At 43.3% G+C, this 20,368-nt stretch carries 13 protein-coding genes; 2 read left to right on the top strand and 11 right to left on the bottom strand.

All coding sequences use genetic code 11. From position 1 onward, the window contains the following. Window positions 1-24 precede the first annotated feature (24 nt). The 6 genes from QE357_RS23340 to QE357_RS23315 form a co-directional block, all read right to left on the bottom strand. Window positions 25-1,590 (bottom strand): alpha-L-arabinofuranosidase C-terminal domain-containing protein, encoded by a 1,566-nt coding sequence (locus QE357_RS23340; RefSeq protein ID WP_309713237.1) that lies wholly within the window; start codon window positions 1,588-1,590, stop codon window positions 25-27. 138 nt (window positions 1,591-1,728) lie between these two features. Continuing rightward, entirely contained in the window at window positions 1,729-2,646 is a 918-nt protein-coding gene (locus QE357_RS23335; protein ID WP_309713234.1) for a pirin family protein, read from the bottom strand. Window positions 2,647-3,367: 721 nt separating this feature from the next. Then, complete coding sequence (locus QE357_RS23330; protein WP_309713231.1) at window positions 3,368-5,470, bottom strand: PQQ-binding-like beta-propeller repeat protein; 2,103 nt, start codon at window positions 5,468-5,470, stop codon at window positions 3,368-3,370. A 335-nt stretch (window positions 5,471-5,805) separates the two neighbouring features. Then, window positions 5,806-6,792 (bottom strand): replication initiation protein, encoded by a 987-nt coding sequence (locus QE357_RS23325; protein WP_307143827.1) that lies wholly within the window; start codon window positions 6,790-6,792, stop codon window positions 5,806-5,808. A 327-nt stretch (window positions 6,793-7,119) separates the two neighbouring features. Next, window positions 7,120-7,974, bottom strand: coding sequence for a hypothetical protein (locus QE357_RS23320; protein WP_309713226.1), 855 nt, complete (start codon window positions 7,972-7,974; stop codon window positions 7,120-7,122). A 23-nt stretch (window positions 7,975-7,997) separates the two neighbouring features. Continuing rightward, complete coding sequence (locus tag QE357_RS23315) at window positions 7,998-8,951, bottom strand: ParA family protein (RefSeq protein WP_307143829.1); 954 nt, start codon at window positions 8,949-8,951, stop codon at window positions 7,998-8,000. 1,062 nt (window positions 8,952-10,013) lie between these two features. Between QE357_RS23315 and QE357_RS23310 the strand changes: the two genes are divergently transcribed. Continuing rightward, a complete protein-coding gene (locus tag QE357_RS23310) occupies window positions 10,014-10,274 on the top strand; it encodes a hypothetical protein (RefSeq protein WP_307143830.1) in 261 nt (86 codons plus the stop codon). 697 nt (window positions 10,275-10,971) lie between these two features. After that, window positions 10,972-11,697 carry a type II CAAX prenyl endopeptidase Rce1 family protein gene (locus QE357_RS23305; RefSeq protein ID WP_309713221.1) on the top strand — a complete coding sequence of 242 codons (726 nt, stop codon included), beginning with the start codon at window positions 10,972-10,974 and terminating at the stop codon, window positions 11,695-11,697. Window positions 11,698-11,755: 58 nt separating this feature from the next. On the opposite strand, the gene QE357_RS23300 is transcribed toward QE357_RS23305, so the two are convergent. From QE357_RS23300 to QE357_RS23280, 5 genes are all read right to left on the bottom strand, one after another. Next, window positions 11,756-13,081 carry a hypothetical protein gene (locus QE357_RS23300; protein ID WP_309713218.1) on the bottom strand — a complete coding sequence of 442 codons (1,326 nt, stop codon included), beginning with the start codon at window positions 13,079-13,081 and terminating at the stop codon, window positions 11,756-11,758. Window positions 13,082-13,093: 12 nt separating this feature from the next. After that, window positions 13,094-15,505 (bottom strand): TonB-dependent receptor plug domain-containing protein, encoded by a 2,412-nt coding sequence (locus QE357_RS23295; protein ID WP_309713215.1) that lies wholly within the window; start codon window positions 15,503-15,505, stop codon window positions 13,094-13,096. Window positions 15,506-16,104: 599 nt separating this feature from the next. Continuing rightward, window positions 16,105-17,385 carry a sialidase family protein gene (locus tag QE357_RS23290; RefSeq protein ID WP_309713212.1) on the bottom strand — a complete coding sequence of 427 codons (1,281 nt, stop codon included), beginning with the start codon at window positions 17,383-17,385 and terminating at the stop codon, window positions 16,105-16,107. A 576-nt stretch (window positions 17,386-17,961) separates the two neighbouring features. Next, a complete protein-coding gene (locus tag QE357_RS23285) occupies window positions 17,962-19,362 on the bottom strand; it encodes a Gfo/Idh/MocA family oxidoreductase (RefSeq protein WP_309713209.1) in 1,401 nt (466 codons plus the stop codon). A gap of 18 nt (window positions 19,363-19,380) precedes the next feature. After that, window positions 19,381-20,331: a transporter gene (locus QE357_RS23280; RefSeq protein ID WP_309713206.1), complete on the bottom strand. Its 951-nt coding sequence runs from the start codon at window positions 20,329-20,331 to the stop codon at window positions 19,381-19,383. Window positions 20,332-20,368 lie beyond the last annotated feature (37 nt).

The following is a 20,368-nucleotide window of genomic DNA, read 5'->3' as shown; positions in this document are numbered from 1 at the left end:
AACTTCAAACGCTATCAAACTACCTTAACCCACTTTATATCGCAATAGGGTTATGGATGCTGGTGGCACCGTAATCGTAGGTGGATTATTTGTGACTGCCGTTTTTTGATAGTGAACTACGTCTTTTTTAGGATCGTCGAGTGTATTATAAGCTGTAAATCCCGTGGCGGTTAATTCGTGGCGTTCGAATAGATTCAGCTTTGTATTCCCTTCCCACACGATCGTCGTTTCTATCGCCGTTTCGGGGTGACGATTAACCAGAGCCAGAGTAGCTAGCCCGGTTTTTTCGTCGAAACTGGCACTCGAATCCAGCATGGGTAAATCCTCTCCCCCACTCTGCCGCAATGCTTCGCTTTTTACTTCCGCCGTCAGGCTTACGCCTTTGCAATATTGACGATACAATTCCAGTGGATAAAACACGGTCTGGCAAATAGATTCGTGGTCATTACTCAGAATGGGAGCCAGTACATTAACCGTCTGGGCCCAGGTCGCCATCGTCACAATTTCGGCCTGACGCTGAAAAATATTCAAAAAAGACGCTACCCCCAAGGCGTGGAACCATTGATAAGTAACTTCCAGGTTATAAGTACCTTTTCCTTCACTTTCCCAGATACCCCACTCATCAATGGCTAACTTCACTCCTTTCGCCCGGGGCGGAAAACGATACCAGCGATCAAACTTCTCTACTTTTTCGGGAGCTAACCGTTTGATTTGCTGATGCGTTTGTTCGATCTGTTTTTCAAAACCAGCCAATTGTGTGAAAAGTGTAGCGGGTTGCCCTTTTTTCGAACTGGCGTATAAGTGCATGGAAATATAATCCGCGATGGGGTGTAACTCTTTCAGGACGATCTCGTTCCATTTTTCGTCGTGCCCGGCTATGATTAATGAAAGAGTGGGGTCCTGCAACTTCATTAACTTGGCAAATTGCCAGGCCATCTCTGCGTAAGCAGCAGGGTTCTGCAAACGTCCCGTATCAGGGCCTGCATTTTCTTCATTCCCCAGGCCCCAGTATTTAACGCCGTGAGCATTCGCAAAGCCGTGTTTACGACGCAATTCCGCAAAAGACGTTTTTCCCTTTCCATTGCAATATTCCACCCAGTTAGACGCTTCTTCGGGCGTTCCGGTGTTCATATTAACCACCAGAAATGGATCGGTTTTCAGTTGTCGGCAATACTGTATGAATTCATTCGTGCCAAACTGATTGTTTTCTTCGCCGCCCCAGATCAGATTGGGACGCACCGGACGATTTGCTTTCGGCCCTATCCCATCCTGCCAGTGATAGATTTTCGTAACCGTACCGCCCGGAAAGCGAAGTACGGGAGGAGCCAGTCGTTTGACCTTCGCTAATACATCGTTTCGAACCTGATTCGTTTTTGCGTTTACGATTCCATCCGTAATGGAGCGACCCAGGTATTCAATAAACTGCCCGTAAATTTCAGGCTCAATGGTTCCTATGGACTGATTCAGATTGACATGAACCGAAGCTTTACTGCTTTTTCCTGAAAAGGCCCAGAGGGAAGTAGGTAGCAAAGAAGCTAGAGCTACCTGACTGGTTTGCCGCAAAAAGCTGCGACGACTATCCTTGTACATGCGATTTTTATTAAGAGTCTTCTCCTCGATCTAACCCCTGAGGTTCAAATGGGAATGTATGAAACGGCCTTTAACTGGTAAATAAGACGAAAAGAGCCGATTCATACTGTTCTGCTTAACAAAAGTGCTGGGTTATGATCAGGACAAAGGGGGCGGCGGGGGCGTGGCTCCAGCCGGTTTGGAACGATCTTCAGGCAGAGGTATAAACTCCGCATGATCGTTTGGAGGTAATGGAATTCGTCCGGCCATCCAGTCGGCCTTAGCCTGCTCAATTCGTTCTTTACTGGAAGAAACAAAATTCCACCAGATGTAGCGTTCGCCTAAATGTTCTCCACCCAACATCATAACCGTGCTGGCTTCCTGAGCAATAATGACGGGATCAATGCCCGCAGAGAAGACGAGCAACTGCCCTATTCCATACCGATGCCCGTTTACTTCAATGCTGCCTTTGGCGACATAAATGCCCCGCTCCGCATAGCCCAAGGGTAGCCCAAACCGGGTACCGGTTTGCAAGACCACATGTACATAAAACAACGGCGAATGCGTTTTTACTTCATTTTTAAGCCCAAAAGCTTCGCCAGCGATAAGCCGCATCCAGATGCCTTTATCCGTAAAAATGGGTAACTCCTGAGGCTGGTAATTGGTAAATGAAGGATCGTCTTCTTCGGCAGAAGTGGGTAAAGCTACCCAGGTCTGAATCATTTCCAGCGAACCGCCCGCTAAAGTTGCCGGATCCTCAAATCGTTCGGAATGTGCGATCCCTTTACCCGCCGTCATCCAGTTCACTTCGCCCGGTCGAATTACCTGTTCAACGCCTAAACTATCACGATGGGTTACCTGCCCATTGAACAGATAACTTACCGTAGACAACCCAATATGCGGATGTGGCAATACATCCATATTGGGAATTTGATCGGCTGAAAAAGAAACAGGGCCCGCATGATCCATGAAGATAAAAGGCCCTAACATCCGGCGAAGTCGGTAAGGCAAAATGCGACGAACCGAAAAGTGATTACCCAGATTAGCCTGACGAGCGTCAATGATGATATCAAGCATATGTTTTCACAATAGTATCTAGTAAAGGTAAGGGTTTTATACTTTTTGATGTATCGGCTTTAAGAGGGGTCTAAAATTTATAATTGTTGAATGTTATGATGAACTATCGCTTCTAAAAACTTTGTGATTAAGAATGTCAGATAAGATCCTGCTTTTATTAATTTTATACAACTTTTATCATTTACTTACACTGATTACCAGCATTATTAATTAATTTCATATTATAAAAGTTATATCATCGCAGTTGCTCGGCTCTGCCGAGTGACCACGTGGCTGTAGGCATCTGGCCGTCTCAGGGAAAGAAATTTAGCAGAGAAGAAAGATTTGCCTCTCTTAACATGCTTTGGCTACTAGCGGTCAGAGGCCTGGATTCTAACTCGGTAGAGCCGAGCGACTGCATAAGGAAACTCGACCAATGAGAAACATTTCAGTTAGAATATCATTCTTAGAAAGTTCCTCCCTCTTTACCTAGTGAATAGGTAAAAGATTTGTCATTATTATTTTTGTACAATTTTATTATAAAAAGTAACTTATTAATCAAACAATTAAATTTACCTATATTAAAATTATTATATTTACAAGTATCTCATAATTGAACTGTTGATCAAAAGGTGAGTTTTAGACTAATCAAAGCGGTAGTTTTTAATGTTATGTTAAATGAAATTTCTATCTAAAGGAAAGCCGACTGACTAAGTCAATCGGCTTTCCTGGGTTACTCTTCTTATTCAGGTAATGCAAAGGCTATGTAACTATCTCCTTTCTTCGTTCCTAACTTAGTTCCGCCACAGGCGACCACTACGTATTGTTTTCCATTAATCTGATAGGTACTTGGCGTAGCGAATCCAGCCGCGGGTAACTCCCTTTCCCAGAGAATAGCTCCTGTTTTTTTATCAAAAGCACGTATTTTGCCGTCTTTCGTTGCTGCAATGAATAATAAACCGCTGGCCGTTACAATGGGCCCTCCATAGTTTTCTGTGCCTGTGGGGGCTATACCCTGTTGCGTTAACTCTTTGAACTCACCCAGCGTTTTTTGCCAGAGATGTTTCCCAGTATTTAGGTTAATAGCCGTTAGGGTACCCCAAGGCGGAGCAATGCCGGGATACCCTTCGGAATCCAGAAATTTGTTATACCCATTGAAACGATATGGAACGTAAGGCATGGCGGTTTCCTTGCCTGCTTTTGCGGTAGCTTCTACTTTTTCGTCGCCAAAGAGAAAAGCCACCAGTGCTTGTTTTTCAGTGGAACTAATGCTGGCAAAACCGGGCATCATCCCCTTTCCATTCGTAATTACTTTTGTAACAAAGGCACGGTCTCGACGCTCCTGAATGTTTATCAGTGACGGATACCCACTGGTGGGATTTCCCTGCCGATTCGGACCGTGGCAAGCTACGCAGTGAGTGGTGTACAGCCGCTGGCCGGGACTTAGGTGGGTCAGCTCATCCGATTTAGGCGTAGGACTCAGACTGAACAACCAAGCCATTTCATTGGCATTGACGTACATAATACCCTCGGGGTCTACGGCTGCCCCACCCCACTCGGCTCCGCCGTCAGCACCGGGAAAAACCAGCGTTGGTGTTTCGCTCAGCGGCTGAAAAAATCCTTTTTTTGCCTTTCGGTACGTTTCCAGTAACTCAGCTTTATTGGCAGCGTAGGGATTTAAATCTTTTTCGGCAATGAACTGACGAGTAAACGGAGCGGGCATTCGCGGAATGGGCTGTGTAGGCCAAACTACTTCCCCCGTAACCGTTGATTGCGGAGCTGGCTTTTCATCGATAGGAAACAATGGTTTCCCCGTTACCCGATCAAACACGTACACGTAACCTGTCTTGGTTACCTGAGCAACGGCGTCTATTTTTTTCCCACCTATCGTCAGTGTTACCAAATTAGGGGGAGCGGGTAAATCCCGATCCCATACATCATGATGTACGATTTGGTAATGCCAAAGACGCTTTCCCGTTCGTGCGTCAAGTGCCAGTAAGCAGTTTGCAAACAGGTTTTTTCCTTGGCGATTTCCTCCGTAAAAGTCAAAAGCAGGAGAGCCAGTCGGGACGTACAAAATGGCTCGTTTCCGGTCAAGGGCCATTCCGGCCCAGTTATTGGCGGCCCCGACGTCTTTGTTTTGATACGAATCTTTCGGCCAGGTATCGTAGCCAAACTCGCCGGGTTGCGGTATGGTATGAAAAACCCAGGCAATTTTCCCCGTTCGCACATGGAAGGCCTGAATGGATCCGGGAGCGGCATCGGCTCCTTCCGATAACCGTAAGGGCATGATGATTAAATCCTCGAAAAGAGTCCCGGGCGTATTCGAAATCACAAATTTATCCTTGGCGGTTGGCCCTAATCCCGCTCGTAAGCTAACCCGTCCATTGTCTCCAAACGCCGGAATGGATCTACCCGTTACTGCATCCAGTGCGTACAAGTAAGAACCTGAAGCATACAAAATCCGGCGATCACTCTGATCCTGCCAGTACGTTAATCCCCGATTTGTATTTAAGCCCCCGCCACCGGGCTGAGCAAAACGCCAGCGTTCTTTGCCCGTGGCTGCATCCAGAGCGAAGATCTGATTGGTTGCGGTAATTCCATACAAAACACCACCCACCATCAGGGGATTGCACTGTACCTGGCCGCTATCTCTGGAGTGATATTCCCAGGCTACCTGTAACTGATTGACGTTGGCAGGGGTGATTTGTGTAAGTCTGGAATAATGGTTTCGATCAGGACCACCCAGATATTCGGACCACTCTTCGTCGGAAGATTGATTTGTAAATTGAGTGGCTATTACTAAAGTTGCTGCGGTAATTAGAGGTAGGATGAATCGTCTCATTGGTTCTTCAAAAAGGGGAAAATACTACTTTTTCTTCCCTTTTACCAATCTTTCGTGAGCCCTAATCTCACTTGCCTAAAATGGGCCTAAAGTCATTGTTATGAAAAGATCTTCTTGGAATTGTTTTGCTACTGCTGGTTAGTGGCCGTGAAAGCGAAGCCTTATTCAGTCCTGACTTTATAAATAAGGAATTAACGTTGGAATGAAAGGCAAGTTCACGAATGTTTTCCAATCTGGGAAAAGAGCAGCGTTACCGTTTAAATACCAGAGCTGCTCTGTGAACTCTACCTAGACTCCATGAAATTTTACCAAAGGTGAGGTTTAGACTAGTAGTCTTACGCTTTTTTGCGTCGGGTTTCTGGCTTCTGAGATTTAAAGCCTAACACCGTAGCCATGTATTGCGTTTTGGAGGTTCTGACCGTGATTTTACCATTTTCAATTTCTGAATTCACCTGTACAAATTTCTCCAGCTTCTCCTTAGAATTCAGGATTTCTTCAATCTGCTGACTTGTAAAGGTGTATTGGGTTTCCAGAAGATTGCGAGCCACCAGATAACGGTTGGTATCGGTTGTGCTGTAAAAGCTCTCCATTTCTTCTTCTACTGCTTCGTTCACCACATCCATGAAAGATTTGATGGTAAACTCAAGCTCCAGAATTTTCTTACGTTCCTTTTTGCTGGGGACGTATTCAAAAACGATGTTAGCCTTTGCAAATAACTCAGCCTGAGCCACTTTTAAAGCCCAGCGTTGAATCTCCTTGTAGTTATAGCTCTCGGGGCAATTCAGCATAAATTTCAATTTCTCAACTGAATAGGTGAATACCCGTTGTCCCCGGTTATAATACATCATCATCAACTCATACAATCGCTGTGAATAAACGGATTCCAGCGATAACATCACATCGATGCTGTATTTGGTGTATCGACTTCCCAATTCAATGAACTGGGGAACGACATTCGCCAACATGGTTATTTCCAGAAAACTACGGCCCTCTTCATTGACAGTTCGTACCAACGGAAAGGGGACAAGCGAGGCGAAACTGGGATTACGGGGGTTAGAAAAATCCTCATAAAGAATCTTCTTATCCGTCAGTGATTTAGCGGCCTGATAGAGCTTACGGTAGTTATTTGACTTGGCCAGTTCAGTAATCGGAATGGTAAAACGTAAGTTCTGCCCTTCCTGATAATCCTTTACATTTCGGATCTGATTGATAATCATTACCACGATTCTCTTCTCCAATTCAGAAAATTGCTGCTTGGATTCGGTAATGAAATTAGGCTGAAAATTATTAAGTCGTTTCTGAAAAACTATCGGGTTGTCCATACACTGAAGGCTATGTACCGGAAAATTACGTAATAAAAGTGAGAATCCTTTTCATTTCCTCACTTTTATTGCATTTAGTATTCCTATGCTCTATCGTTTTGTTAGAGACACTAACTTTCAGATTATTAGAATTAAGTGAGTGGAGCGAAATAAATGTGGTAACAATTACCACGTTTTGGGAAGAGATGACCGGACGAAGCAGCCTACGCCTGAAGTCAGTAATGTGGTAACTTCTACCACATTATTTTTGTTTAGGTCGTACCTCCATAGCCACGACCTCCGCAGCAATTGACTGAACTTAGAAATGTGGTAATTGTTACCACATTTCTAATCACTATTTTGAAGAAGAGCTTCGGCTACTTCAATGATTTCTTCACATAATTCACGATTATTCCCACCCGCTCGTTCTAAGGATTCGACTAACTGTTTGAGCTTAGCTACCTCCGCAAGAACAGGCTTGGCAGCTTTTTTAGTTTTCGTTAGGGCCTGATTAATCTGTTCAACGCTATCGAAAGCTGGATACTCTTCTGACGCACTGGCAAGCCCTACAATCGACTTTTTAGAAACTTTCGATTTACGACTCAGAATTTCTTTTTTGAGGGCAGGAGAGGTCTTGTCGAGGCCTTTCGCAAATTCTGCGTCTGTACGAATGGTTTTGGGACTTACATTGAATTGTTCGGCCAGTACTTCTTCCGTTCTCTTTCCGGCTGCATTACCCGTAGGGCGACCCGATCCGCGTTTCATCGAAAGGTATTTTTGCCCCCGTAGATAGGATGTTTGTTCAGGAGTTAAGTTCCGACGACCTAGCTGATTATCAATCATGAAGGTACGTACATCTTCAATGGAAGAAAACTCCTTCATTAGGATCCGGTAGGGAATCCCGTGCGTGGTGCAAATACTGTAACGGTTGTGACCGTCAATTAGCACAAATAAGGATGTTTCGTCGTCGGTATTACGAACGGTATGGGCAGGCGTTTCCCACACCAGTAAAGGTTCCCGGCAGCCTTCCTTAATGATGTTTGCTTCCAGTTGCCGATACTCATCATCCAACAGGGGAGGAATAAGCGTTTCCAGTTCAGGTATGACGGTAATCTGATTTTTGATCAATTCCTGTTGGACCAGTGAACCGTTATCTTTTTTGATTAGCTCTTTCGCACCAAACTGGTTGACAATTTTTTTCATACAAATTCAATTGGGATGGATAGTTACCGATTCTGTCGGGCTAAAAGCTCTTGAGCTAATTGTTTGTAATCTATCGCTCCTGGTGAGGTCGCCCCGTAACGGAAAATGTCTACCTGAGCGTATTGAGACTCCTTGAGAGCCGCATTTAGGCGAATCTCGGTATCAAAGACCTGAAAGTCTTTTAAGTCTTGACGAATGGTTTGAATAAGCTCTTTGTGTAACACCAGACGACGGTCTACGCGTGTAAACAACAGTCCTTCAATACTGAGGTATTCGTTGAAGAATTGACGAATCTCGTTAATAAGCTCGAAGAGGTTATTAATCCCCTTAATGGCAGATGTTTCTGGTTCTAGAACAACTAACGCTGAATTGGAAGCAATCAGGGCTGAGTTAGTAAATACGTTTAAAGCGGGAGGACAATCGATGAGAATGTAATCGTATTGATCTAAAACCGACTGTAAAGCTGTGCGTAAACGTAAAGCTCCGCTAGGAGAGTGGGTTAGCTCTCGTTCGTATTTCGCTAATTCAAGGTTACTGGGTATTAAATCCAGATTCGGGATGACTGAAACGATAGGAAGGGGTTTGTTGTGAAGCAGAGCTTCGTATAGCTGAGACTCGGGATTATCCAGGCCCAGACTTTGGGATAGATTTCCCTGAGAATCGATGTCTATTACTAAAACCTTAAAGCCCTCCATGACAAGGCCACTTCCCAGATTGATAGTCGTCGTCGTTTTACCAACCCCGCCTTTGTGATTGACGATACTAATCACACGAGCCTTCCGATTGCGGAATTCTTCCAAACCATACTGAAGTAAAACAGGCTCAAGAGCTTTAAGATGTTTCTGATTCAGGGTCCGTTGTCCGGCCATTGCTTTGGGCAAGGTACTTAGGGGAAGGCCGGCTTCCTTTTCAATGACTGACATGGAAAGAGCCGTCTTCTTTTTGAAAAAGTGCAGAACCTCTTCGTGAGTGAGCATGTAGGAACTGTTTTGTCAATTTTAAAAGACAATACTAATGATATTTTCATTAGTACGTCTGCATTCTTTGACATTTTTTGGACTACTCGTTAAAACTCATATAACTATATCTTTAGTTGATGGGTGTCTTTTTTTATTGACTCAGTGAAAAAATGAACCTGCTACTTTCAATGAAAAAATGGATCAGTCTTTGATTATTATTTAATATATCAATATTTTGATTGATTTAGGCCCTTTGCAAGGCGTTGATTATCAGTAAATTATAAAGAGAAAAGTGAGGTTTGGACTAACAAAAGGTGAGGTTTGGAATAAAATTCTGATAGGAAAGGTGAGATTTATACTAAGGGAAAAGTGAGGTTCAGACTAAAGAATGAAAAATAAAAGTGAGGGTTAGACTAAGGAAAAGGTGAGGTTCAGACTAAGGAAATTTGGCAATGCAGAGTGCTGATAATGAGCGAAAAGTGAGTTTTGGACTAAGCAATAGCTTAAAAAAGTTTTGCAAAAGTGAGGTTCGGACTAATCGAAAAGTGAGATTTAGACTAAAATTTTTCAGAAGTTGTAAGACCTCATTTTAATCAATGTTTAGCTCATGATTACCTGAAAGGTGAGCTTTGGACTAAGGCATATGTAAGAAAAATAAGATAACATGGGAGCCTACCGTGATACTTTTTGCAGTATTCGGGAATCTGAAATTTCAAGTTTTGCCATTTGAAAATAGCTGCTTTGAAAGGTGAGTTTTAGACTAATGCATGTTGTAGCGTAACTCCTTATGAATCATAAAGAAGGGAGTTTTGGTAAGATTGTTAGCAGAAATGTAGAATAGATTTTGCTGGAAAAGCATCTATCTGGGTGCTGAATACAAGCGAAAGTTATCATGCATGTCTAATAAATCTAAGGCATTTAGGGTGGGGGAGGTGCCGCTTCGTTATCATTCACTCTAAACTTGGCGAAGCTACGTTAAGAGGGATGCGTGTAGGTATAGATGAGCTGAAAGTGTAAAAGCTTTGGAAATTCCTGGAGCCTTTTTTTTCGTACATCCTTTAACACCAACTCATGAAGTGTATGAACCTTTCCAAAATCTTTAGCATCGTAACGCCATTAACGCTAGCTTCCTTGATAGGGCTAATGATGATCGGCACAGGAATTGTTAATACGGGCCGGGAAAATAATATTCTCCAGTATTTCTTCGGAATTCCATTCCTGATCGGGCCTCTAGTACTGCACTTTCTGATCCGGGTGGTCTGTTCCAAGAATAACATAACGATCTGGATTGTGGAAGGAATATTGGTTATTTTAAGTTATCTGGCTTTTTTGCGGATGTAGTAACGATAGATATAAAGCTGTTTATATCAGTTCTGTGCCATTATTTATATCTGTATACCCTTTAAAACCTTCTAAACCATATTTGCTAGGTAGTAATGGATAATTTCTTAACATGCATGAACTAATAATGCATATTGCATTACTTAGCATTCGATACAAATGGGCCAAATTGCCAATAAGGATTAAGTTATGAAATTATATTTATACATTTTTGAATGCTTACATTACTTTTTTAGGCGTTACGGTAGAGCTTGGAGAGATCAAGCATCTACAGCATTATCGTGGATCTCTGCTATCGTAACCGTAAACATACTTACTGTTTTGAATTACCTGGGTTATAATTACAAATAATGGTTTGTGTATATTGATATTCTCATTAACAGTTTTCATAAACTATATGATACTTTACAAGAGAAATGATAAACTTATGGAAAGGTTTCAAAATACGGATAAAGTAATTGGCATTGTATTATTTTTTAATTATTCCCTTTTATCATGTTTATTATTGAAATTAAGTTGAATAGCCTTATCGATAGTATTGATATAAATTAATAAAAAAAAGTAATTAATAATTATATATAGTATCTGTCAATGCATAGATATGTAGTTTACAAACTAGAGAAATATAATGCAATAAATATCAGTTTAAGAGGTGCCAACAATAGAAATAAGTAGACATTAGGGGGAATACATACCTATGAAAGAAATACTTACTGACTTTTTTTCGTTTCTACGTAGTAATAGTAATTTTGTTGAAAAGCCTTCGGTTAGTGTTCGTTATAAATGCCTAATTATTGGTAAAGCGTTTATTGCACTTCTCATATTTAAAATTAGTTGGGCATTCTTTGGTCTACAACTATTGAAATTAGGTATCGTGAGTCAAGCGAAAGGATCAGATGGGCTTAATAGCTGGTTATCAGAAGTTTCAGAGGCTCGATTTATTCTGCAAGTAGTACTACTAGCCCCCCTTTTCGAAGAATTAGCCTTTCGAGGTATACTTCAACGCAAAAAATATCTGTTTATCGTTTCTGTTTTCATGCTGATCTATTTATTGGTTAGTAAAAGCTTTTCTTTAAATTTTTATACCTTTTCAGGGCCTACTATTTATGTACTAACAGGAAGTTTAATTATTGCATTAATCCTCCATAATTGGTCTTATTTATTTAATAAAATCACTTTATGGGTTGACTCAACTAGAAGGTTACTCATATGGTTAAATGCTACGGGTTTTGCCTTTTGGCATTATCATAATTATGATTTTGATCAGGTTCCTTTTTATACGGTAGTATTAGTTTTGTTTCCTCATTTTATGACAGGTTTATTAGTTACCTGGCTCTCGCTTCGTTACGGGTTTTTCTGGGGTCTTCTTCTCCATATGATAAACAATGCCATTCCTGCTTTTTATACACTTTTAATAAACTAAAAGGTCTCCTCTCTTTTGAAAGGAGACCTTTTGTAGGAAGAGTTTATTCGAAAAAATTCTAGAAGATACCAATGTAATGGTTACCGGCTTTATTTACCAGTTTTGCCCCTTTGGTTACGGCACCCGTAGTACGGTTGATGATGTAAATATTGCCATCTTTTCCAACGGGAGTAAAAGCAATATATACTTCGTCACCGCTTACTAAAATACCCTGATACTGACCAAAATCCAGCCCCTCTTCGTAGGGTAAATCAACTTTGGTAGCTGTTTTGGCATTCAGGTCCAGACGAGCCACGAAACCCTGATCGGTGCCGTCCTGGGTATAAAGAGCATAAGCAATGCCATTACCTGCGTATTTCCAGCAGTCAACGTATACATTTTTCGCCCCCAGAGCAGCATCTAGGCTGAATACGTATGAATTATCGTATTCGTTGTTCTCATTGATTCTTAAAATGTGGGAACCTTTTGAGTCCCGTTGCGTAGCCTGATAAATAGCTCCGTCATCCGCCAGGAATGAGTTATGGCTACGGTACCCACTGTTATCACCAAAACCGACAGTCGAGGTAATTATTTTAGGATTTTCCAGAGAAGGATAATCTACGATAACTGATTTGCTACCCAGACGAGTGAAGTTAGTTTCAGTAGTCCCCGTCGATGGGTTTCTTTTCTGCATCCAGGTACCAATGATGAGTTTATTTTGAGCTTTATTCAAAACGGGAGCATCCAAGCGGAAAATGGTGTGTCCCTGCAACTCTTCAGCCGCCGTTAAAGGAATCTGGTATTGTTTATAACCAGAAATCAGAACATCCTTTAAGTTCAGAGCTAATACCGTAGCCGTTCCACGGAAATACGCGAAAGCTGCATTAGGAGTCTGTCCGCTGGAAGCATTGTTGGCGGTGGGGGTAGTTACGTTTACGGCAATACCCGTTTTGTCACCATCAAATAACTTTACCCAGCGGGGAGACGTACTGGCATACTGCGAGATGTTTACTGTTACATCTTCCTGCGTGAATTTACCAGCCCCTTCTACTTTGTAGCGAGAGAATTCACCCCCATTGTCACCCGTATAAGCAATATTAAAAAGTGTTTTTCCGTCTTCCGATGCCTGTAAACGGGCCGTCCGGTTTGATTTTACGCCAAAACCATTATCATAAACGCTGATGGATACATTGGGATTCTTCGCATCTTCTTTACTAACGGAATAAACCATCGTACCGCCATTCCCATCGCCGGGAGAAGTTCCCATCAAAGCACCTGCTACCGTAATCCAGCGATCAGCATCGGCTTCTGGTTCGGTACCCGTGTTGCTGTCCTTACAACCCGTCAGGGCCACCGTCATCAGAAGTCCTGCTAACAGAGAGAAATTCAGAACTTGTTTTTTCATGTAAGCTATTGATTAAAAATTGTTTATAGTGTAATTTAATTTAAGGTAAAAGGCTCGACCGGGCTTCTGAACTGCGAAATTGTCGTAAGCTTGCCGGTCAAACATATTCTTCACATCGGCACTGACAATGAATTTTTTGTTTGGAAAAACATAACTCGCTCCCAAATCCTGGATGTACTGACGCGTCGTTCGGAAATCTTCAATAATCATCCAGGTGGTGTAGAAGCGTTCCACGAAACGGAAGCCGTAGTACACATTCAATCGTGAATTTGTAGCAAGTAAATTTTTGAAAGCGTACTGAACTGTACTGTTAATGGTGAAAAAGGGTTCGTTCGGTAACTGGCGTCCGTAATAGTCGAATTCCCGACCATTAGCATCGTAACGCATGTTGAAAACCGAGTTAAATTTCGAAGCATTCAGCCCAATGATAAGGTTGTTGTTATAGATGTAATTCCCTTCCAATTCAAACCCAATGGACTTGGTTTTACCCAGGTTTTCGAAAGGATCGGTTTGTACGGCATCGTTGAGACGGGGATTGACCCGCTGAACAATTTTATCCCGCGTATCCCGGATGAATCCAGAAAGAGCGAAGTTATACTTGTGTAATCCCGCGGTGTAAGTGCCTGCTCTAAAACCTACATTGAGGTTATTACTAATCTCCGGGCGGATGCCAAAGTTCTCAACAATGTTTTCGCCCGGACTCCCGAATACCTCATTCTCAGAAGGCAACCGAACGGCTCGTTCTGCCGAGGTAAGCAGGTAAAGGTTAGGAATAATGGCGTAGGAGAGGGCCGCCCCGTAACCCGTCGTGGTTTTATTACTCGACGTTCGGTTTTCCTGACGGTTGTTTTCTACCAGTACAGGATCCATGCGGTCAATTTTCTGCTGGTAATATTTACCGAAAATGTTAGCCCTTAGTTTAGAATCCAGTGCTTTTAATTCGTAGGCCACCGAGGTAATGTTCTTCGCCAGGTTGCGGGTTCCGATGAACTCCCGCTCCACGGCAGATCGCATGAAATCCTGCTGATTCCGGTCGATGTTGTAGTACATGTGATTGACCACAAATCGGTGATTTCTGTGAATATCATAGGTAATCCCCGCCCGGAAGGTCGTTACATTGCGGTTAATGTGGTTAATCGTTGGAGCTCCCTGCTGGGCTCCGGTGGGTCGTAAAATGGGTCTTCCGTCTAAGCCCACACTGCGTTCACCGTACCAGTTGTAATTCCATTTCACGGTATCAACCACTACCTGTTTCCGCATACTTGACATGCCGCTGAGGGTTAATTCAAGCCCTTTAACCATGAAATTTTTCTTCCGGTAATTCAGACTGAAAACGTGGGCTTCGGATTCGGTAAAACGGCCTTTGTAGGGAATCGACATGTACGTTCCGTGCTGGACTTCTTTGTAATCACTTGAACCATTGTAACCAATGAAAAACTGGTCGGCCCATTTTACGTCAGTAAAGCCCAGTTCAATCTGACCGCCCCCGGAGCGGTACGCATCATTAAAGCGACGGGCACGTACGTAGTCATAACGGCCATTAGGCAGAATATTTCGCACGAATTTTCCCCAGACTTCATAGTCGTTATCCGAGTAATTATAGAAGCCCGAAGCCTTCACGGTAAAGCCGCTTTTCGCCGAACGATGCGTTCCGCTGACATTAGCCTGTAAGGTATTGAACGAACCGTAGGAAAGAGAAGCCGTCAGGTTATTACTCATTCCCTTTTTCAGGATGACATTGATGGCTCCACCCAGAGCATCGTCTGACAAGTGAGCGGGAATTACGCCTTTGTACACTTCAATTCGTTCGATTAACGCGGGTGGAATACTATTCAAACTGAAGGAAGCTCCATAGGTTGAAATAGGAATACCGTCTATGAATATACGTACAGATTCTCCCGACATTCCATTCAGGTTATATGTTACAGAAGACCCCAATCCTCCGTTCTGCCGAACGCGAACCCCAACGGTGCGATCCAGCATTTCATTGGTCTGGAAATTCCGGGTGGCTACTTCTTTCGTTTCAATAACGTTCATAGCGAAACCCTGGGTTTCGAGTTCCTTCTTTTCTGTTTTGTGGGTAACCTGCACTTCAGAAAGGTCTTTGATGGCCTTATTAACAAGAATAGGCAGTTGGTGAGCAGACTTGTTAACGTGTAGGCGAACCGTTTTGGGTTGAATTTCTACGGAAGAAATCAGAAGCTCATGAGGTCCGTACGGAACATTGGTTAGCTCAAAGCTTCCCCGCTCATCCGACATCGTAGCAACTTTGGAATTCTTGAGACGCACTGTTACGTGCTCAACCCCGTCTCCACCTTCAAAATGAATCTTCCCACGTATGGTTGCTACCTGAGTCGCAGCACTGGTTTGGGCGTACGTGTAACCACTGATGAACAAAAAAGATACCAGATAAATGTATCTCATAGAGGAGGTATTATTTTCTATTTAGACCAAGACTAAATAAATGACTTTGCGAAAGTATAAAAACGAGATTAAAATTCCGAACGCAATTTTTAAAAATCGTAAAATTTTATAAGTAAGGAGCAGAGACCAATTATTGCTTAACTGGAAAAACAGACATTCATTACTAATTGAATAACTTGTTAAAATTTTATTTAATGGTTGAATAATGACAATATCTTGAACTGATTATTCTTTAACTTAATATGTAAATAATTGAAAATTAGAAGATTATAGATTGAGTCTGGGATAGATAGCCTTTCAGTAGTTAATAGCAATGAATGTTGGTTAAAGCCTGCAATACCTGTTAACTATAAAATGTATTTTATTCCAGAGAATAATTCTATATGAATTTGTTTTTAAGAAAATCTACTTAAAAAGCTTGATTTAGAGGGTGATTTTGTTTAATGTATATTAAAATGAGTTTAAGATTTTACGGAGTATTTAGACATTGCACCTAGAGGTGCCAGAGCAATTAGTAACCTTGAAAAGTAAAACAAACGGGTGGACTACAAAAAAGACCAGCCCTAGGGCTGGTCTTTTTTGCATAGGAACCTCGTAAATTATAAACTTACCCAACTCAACTGAATCGAGTTTTTACCGGGTGTTGCCGCAATTTCGCTGGCAATTAGTAATTGATTTCCCAGCACCAATCCACTAGGATTCATAGTATTTACAGGAGCTTCGACCCACTGGGTTTCTGAAACCTTATCACCTTTGATTTTACGGTAGGCAACGGCTTTGCTGGTACTACCGGGTTTATTTTGATCCCAGAGTAAGGCACCTCCATCTTTTGCACTGGTTACGAACATATTTTTCGCCGAAGGATCATTAATAACCGTTAGTTTCTTTCCGTCGGTAGTAGCCAGTCGGATTCCGGGTTCGGTTTTTGCGGCTGAAAACCAGGTAATCAATCCCGTTTTTCCGCTTTGAGTAGATACGGCTCCTGAGTGGGGACAACCGTTAATCTGCCAGTTATCTGCGTACAGAATTTCTGATTCAGAGAATGTTTTTCCGTTATCCCGCGAAACGAGGCGGGCAATGTCGCGAATGTTATCGCGATTATCCCGGTAATACACATTCAGATTTCCCTGTGCGTCCGTTAAGAGACTGATTGGGCAGCAATCACAGGGAGTGGGATCGAGAAGTTGTTCCGGCTCAAAAGAATCACCTTTGGAAACTACCAGCCGCAGATCGCGTTCTTCGTGTTTAGTGCTGCCAATTACATCCTTGAGGTAAGCTACGGCCAATTCACCGTTTGCCATGACGGTTACGTCAAAGAAGCCACGGAGAGCTTTTACGTCTACATCCTGATAAACAGGTTTGGGAGCCGACCAGGAACTTCCGGCATCTTTCGAAAAGGTGTAAACGACCTGTAAATCACGGCGTCCGCCGCCACCACCGCCCCTAGGCCGGTCACCACCCTGAGCCGGGCGATTTCCTTCCGCTGCCTGATGACCTTCATGTCCGGCATGAGCGGGTGCCGGAGCTACGGGAGCACTAGGTTTTGCGGTAGGGTTATAAGTCAACACCGCCACCCAGGTGCCATCCCCTTTGAAAACCAGTTTGGGTCGCATGAGTTGGCCAGAGCCTAAGCCCGGAGCTGAGAAAATAAGCTTCTTGTCAGAAAAGGTTTTGCCCTTGTCTTTTGAAGTAGCGAAGTAATAACCCACTACACCCTGAGGGTCTTTCTCGGTCCACGAGAGAATGACATCGCCTTTGGGGTTTTTGGTTAACAGAGGTAAGCCGTAGGCTTTAGTGGTGTCACTGAAAAGAGGATTAGTGGCGAATGCACACCAATGCAGGCCCAGGAAGGCCAGAATTAGTAAACCGATGGTTCGCATGATACGTAAAGTAGATATATAGTAGGAATAATGGCTGCAATATACTCCAAGAAAAGAATTAGTCTAAATAAGTTTTGCTAAGTTTCGGTGTAGGCATGTAGGGAAATGTATTTTCAATTCTCGCTGAGAGTGAATAAAGGGAAGATCTACGCAGTGGTTTTGGTAGGAATGCGATCCTTTGCTGATGCGGACAGGCTTGGGAGAACGGCAGTTGGAACCTGCCTTAGGGTAGGAACGAGAGGGAATCTCGCAGAAGTGGGTAACAGGTTTATTTTTCACCTGACCTCTCGAACCAAGTGAGAGACCTTCTGTGGAATGGGGTGGGTCGGGTTTAGTCGAGTTACCGCATGCCCCAACAAACTCGAAAAGGTCATAAGATTCTTCGCTTCGCTCTGAATGACAGACGCTGATGATTAAGTAGTTAGGTGTCATTTAAGTATGAAATAGCCTTAACTACCAAATGTATCGTCATCATGTCCCCGGATGAAATCCGGGGAAGCAATATGGTCTCTTCCCATTGCAGAATGTCCAGTCGTAAAAAAAGCCCTGAGAACATTCTCAGAGCTTTTAGGGAATTTACTTCAACTTCATTTTCACCGGATCCCAGTGAATGATCTTTTTGTTAAAATAACTTTCATTACAGGCCAAAGCCGGAGCCGCCGCCCGGAATCCAAATTCGGCATCTTCCACCACAGGTTTGTTGGAACGAATGGCTTCGAAGAAATTGGTAAAGTGGTCGAGGTGATCGCTGTAACCCTGGGGTGCTTTGAAAACAATATCTTCTTTTACTTTTCGCTTGCGTTGCTCCGGTTTCCACTTGGCATCATACTCTTTCTGCATTTCCTCCTGCATGCTTTTTGAGAAAGTAAAGACCGAATCGTACCCCCCAAAACCGGGTGCTTCGGGCATAACGCTGTGTTTTACCGTAATGCTATTTCCTACTACATCAATCACCCCCTCCGAACCAACCAGACGGATCACTTCCTGTCCGCCCGTTCCACTGATGAAGTTTACCTGTAGGGTTAACTGAAAAGCATTATGTTCGTTAGAATCAGGGTATTGCATAACTCCGGACATCACATCGGGCATGTTCCGACCGTCTTTCCAGTAACTAAGCTGCCCCGTACTGTAAATACTTTCCGGCCCTTTGGAATTAGTAATCAGGTGCGTACCGCTTAGCAAGTGAATGAATAAATCTCCAGCCACCCCAGTGCCCACTTCCTTGAAGGCCCGCCACCAGAAAAATTTCTTGGCATCGAAAGGCATTTTATCAGTTACTTCAATGAAACGTTCCCAATCGGTCGTGCTGGCATCGGCATCTTTGGGTATGGTGTATTCCCAGGCTCCAATCGAGCTTTGACGGTCATACACGGCATTAACCATATTCAGCTTGCCAATTTCTCCAGACGCCAGTAACTCTTTCGCTTTGGCGTATCCAATGCTGCTTACCCGCTGACTACCTACCTGTAATACCTTACCTGCTTTTTTAGCTGCGGCAATGACCGAAGGCCCCTCGCTGATTTTATAAATCATAGGCTTTTCGCAATACACGTGTTTGCCCTTTGCCAGAGCATCCAGCGTCATGCGGGCGTGCCAGACATCATGCGTGGCGATAATGACGGCATCAATATCTTTACGATCTAACAGCTCTTTATAATTTCGGGTGGTAAACAGGTCTTTTCCAAACTGTTCCTTCGCGTTCTCAATTCTTCCGGTGTATAAATCACAAATACCCGCCAGCTCTACTCCGGGAACTTTCAGAGCCGTAGTAAGATCAAAATGACCCTGAACGCCGTAACCAATGACACCTAAACGAATGGTATCATTCGCCGTGATTTTCTTCTCGAACTGTAGGATGCGTTCTTCCGCTTTGGCTTGAGCCGCCAGCGTGGTTAGGGGAGTGGAAGCGGCCGCCAGACTTGTAGCCGCAATTTGGTGCAGAAACTGTCTTCTTGATTTAGAGGAATTATTTTTCATTAGGCAATAGAGTTTAAATTACTTTACGGAGTAACTAACAAAGGCAAGTTTCTGGCTATCAGGACTCCAGGAAGGTACATTAATGGTCCCCTGACCTCCGTAAAATACGGGCGTAATATCCCTAATGACTCTGGTTTTCAGGTTCATCAGCCGAAGTTTTACGGGCTTACCAAACAAATGACTCTGTTTTTCATCCGAAGTGTAAGCAATATAAACAATCCAGCGGTTATCCGGCGAAGGATGGGGGAACCAATTTGAATTTTCGTCGAAGGTGAGTTGCTCGGGTTTCGAACCGTCGGCCCGCATTCGCCAGATCTGCATATGGCCCGTGCGGTACGAGTTGAAATAGATATACGTTCCATCGGCTGAATAATCCGGCCCGTCGTCGAGTCCTTCGCTGGTAGTTAGCCTTTTTTCCTCACCCCCTTCGGGGCTAATGGTATAAATATCGAAGTTCCCCATGCGTTCACCGCAATAAGCCAGGGTTTTGCCATCGGGACTCCAGCCGTGCCAGAATGAAGGGACTTCTTTTGTGATCCGTCGGGGTTCTCCTCCCGAAACAGGCAAAATATAGATGGCTGATTTATAGGATTTTGGGGAAGGATCCTGCTTGTCATTATGACTGATGGCCAGCCATTTCTTATCCGGCGAGAGTCCATGATCATTATTACATTGGCTGGCAAATCCGGTGTGAAGTTCCTGAAGTTTCGCTGCCTGTAGCGGCAACGTATATAACCGACCCTGACTGTTCAAGATCAGGTAGTTATTCGGGTGCCAGTTGGGGGCTTCGAGGTGTTTTTGAATGGTAAGAACGGTATCAATTTTTCCAGTTTGAATATTCAGTGTATGAATGAAACTAGTGGTGTCTTTGCGAACCTGAGCGAGTCCACTCCCCGAAAAAAGCAGGCAAAACAGGAGTAAACCTGTTTGTAGAGGCAATAGCCTGACGGCTGTATAAGTCGTTTTCATAGTAAACGTTAAGGATAGAGATAAAGAGGTATTGGTA

Origin of the sequence: Siphonobacter sp. SORGH_AS_0500 (assembly GCF_031453245.1) — a bacterium.
Classification (GTDB): domain Bacteria; phylum Bacteroidota; class Bacteroidia; order Cytophagales; family Spirosomataceae; genus Siphonobacter.
The sequence above is the reverse complement of the archived record's forward strand: the minus strand, read 5'-3'. Positions and strand labels throughout refer to the sequence as shown.

Excerpts from the sequence above, each read along its gene's own strand:
- QE357_RS23340 (WP_309713237.1), bottom strand. The coding sequence starts at position 1,590 with ATGTACAAGGATAGTCGTCGCAGCTTTTTGCGGCAAACCAGTCAGGTA.
- QE357_RS23335 (WP_309713234.1), bottom strand. The coding sequence starts at position 2,646 with ATGCTTGATATCATCATTGACGCTCGTCAGGCTAATCTGGGTAATCAC.
- QE357_RS23330 (WP_309713231.1), bottom strand. The coding sequence starts at position 5,470 with ATGAGACGATTCATCCTACCTCTAATTACCGCAGCAACTTTAGTAATA.
- QE357_RS23325 (WP_307143827.1), bottom strand. The coding sequence starts at position 6,792 with ATGGACAACCCGATAGTTTTTCAGAAACGACTTAATAATTTTCAGCCT.
- QE357_RS23320 (WP_309713226.1), bottom strand. The coding sequence starts at position 7,974 with ATGAAAAAAATTGTCAACCAGTTTGGTGCGAAAGAGCTAATCAAAAAA.
- QE357_RS23315 (WP_307143829.1), bottom strand. The coding sequence starts at position 8,951 with ATGCTCACTCACGAAGAGGTTCTGCACTTTTTCAAAAAGAAGACGGCT.
- QE357_RS23310 (WP_307143830.1), top strand. The coding sequence starts at position 10,014 with ATGAACCTTTCCAAAATCTTTAGCATCGTAACGCCATTAACGCTAGCT.
- QE357_RS23305 (WP_309713221.1), top strand. The coding sequence starts at position 10,972 with ATGAAAGAAATACTTACTGACTTTTTTTCGTTTCTACGTAGTAATAGT.
- QE357_RS23300 (WP_309713218.1), bottom strand. The coding sequence starts at position 13,081 with ATGAAAAAACAAGTTCTGAATTTCTCTCTGTTAGCAGGACTTCTGATG.
- QE357_RS23295 (WP_309713215.1), bottom strand. The coding sequence starts at position 15,505 with ATGAGATACATTTATCTGGTATCTTTTTTGTTCATCAGTGGTTACACG.
- QE357_RS23290 (WP_309713212.1), bottom strand. The coding sequence starts at position 17,385 with ATGCGAACCATCGGTTTACTAATTCTGGCCTTCCTGGGCCTGCATTGG.
- QE357_RS23285 (WP_309713209.1), bottom strand. The coding sequence starts at position 19,362 with ATGAAAAATAATTCCTCTAAATCAAGAAGACAGTTTCTGCACCAAATT.
- QE357_RS23280 (WP_309713206.1), bottom strand. The coding sequence starts at position 20,331 with ATGAAAACGACTTATACAGCCGTCAGGCTATTGCCTCTACAAACAGGT.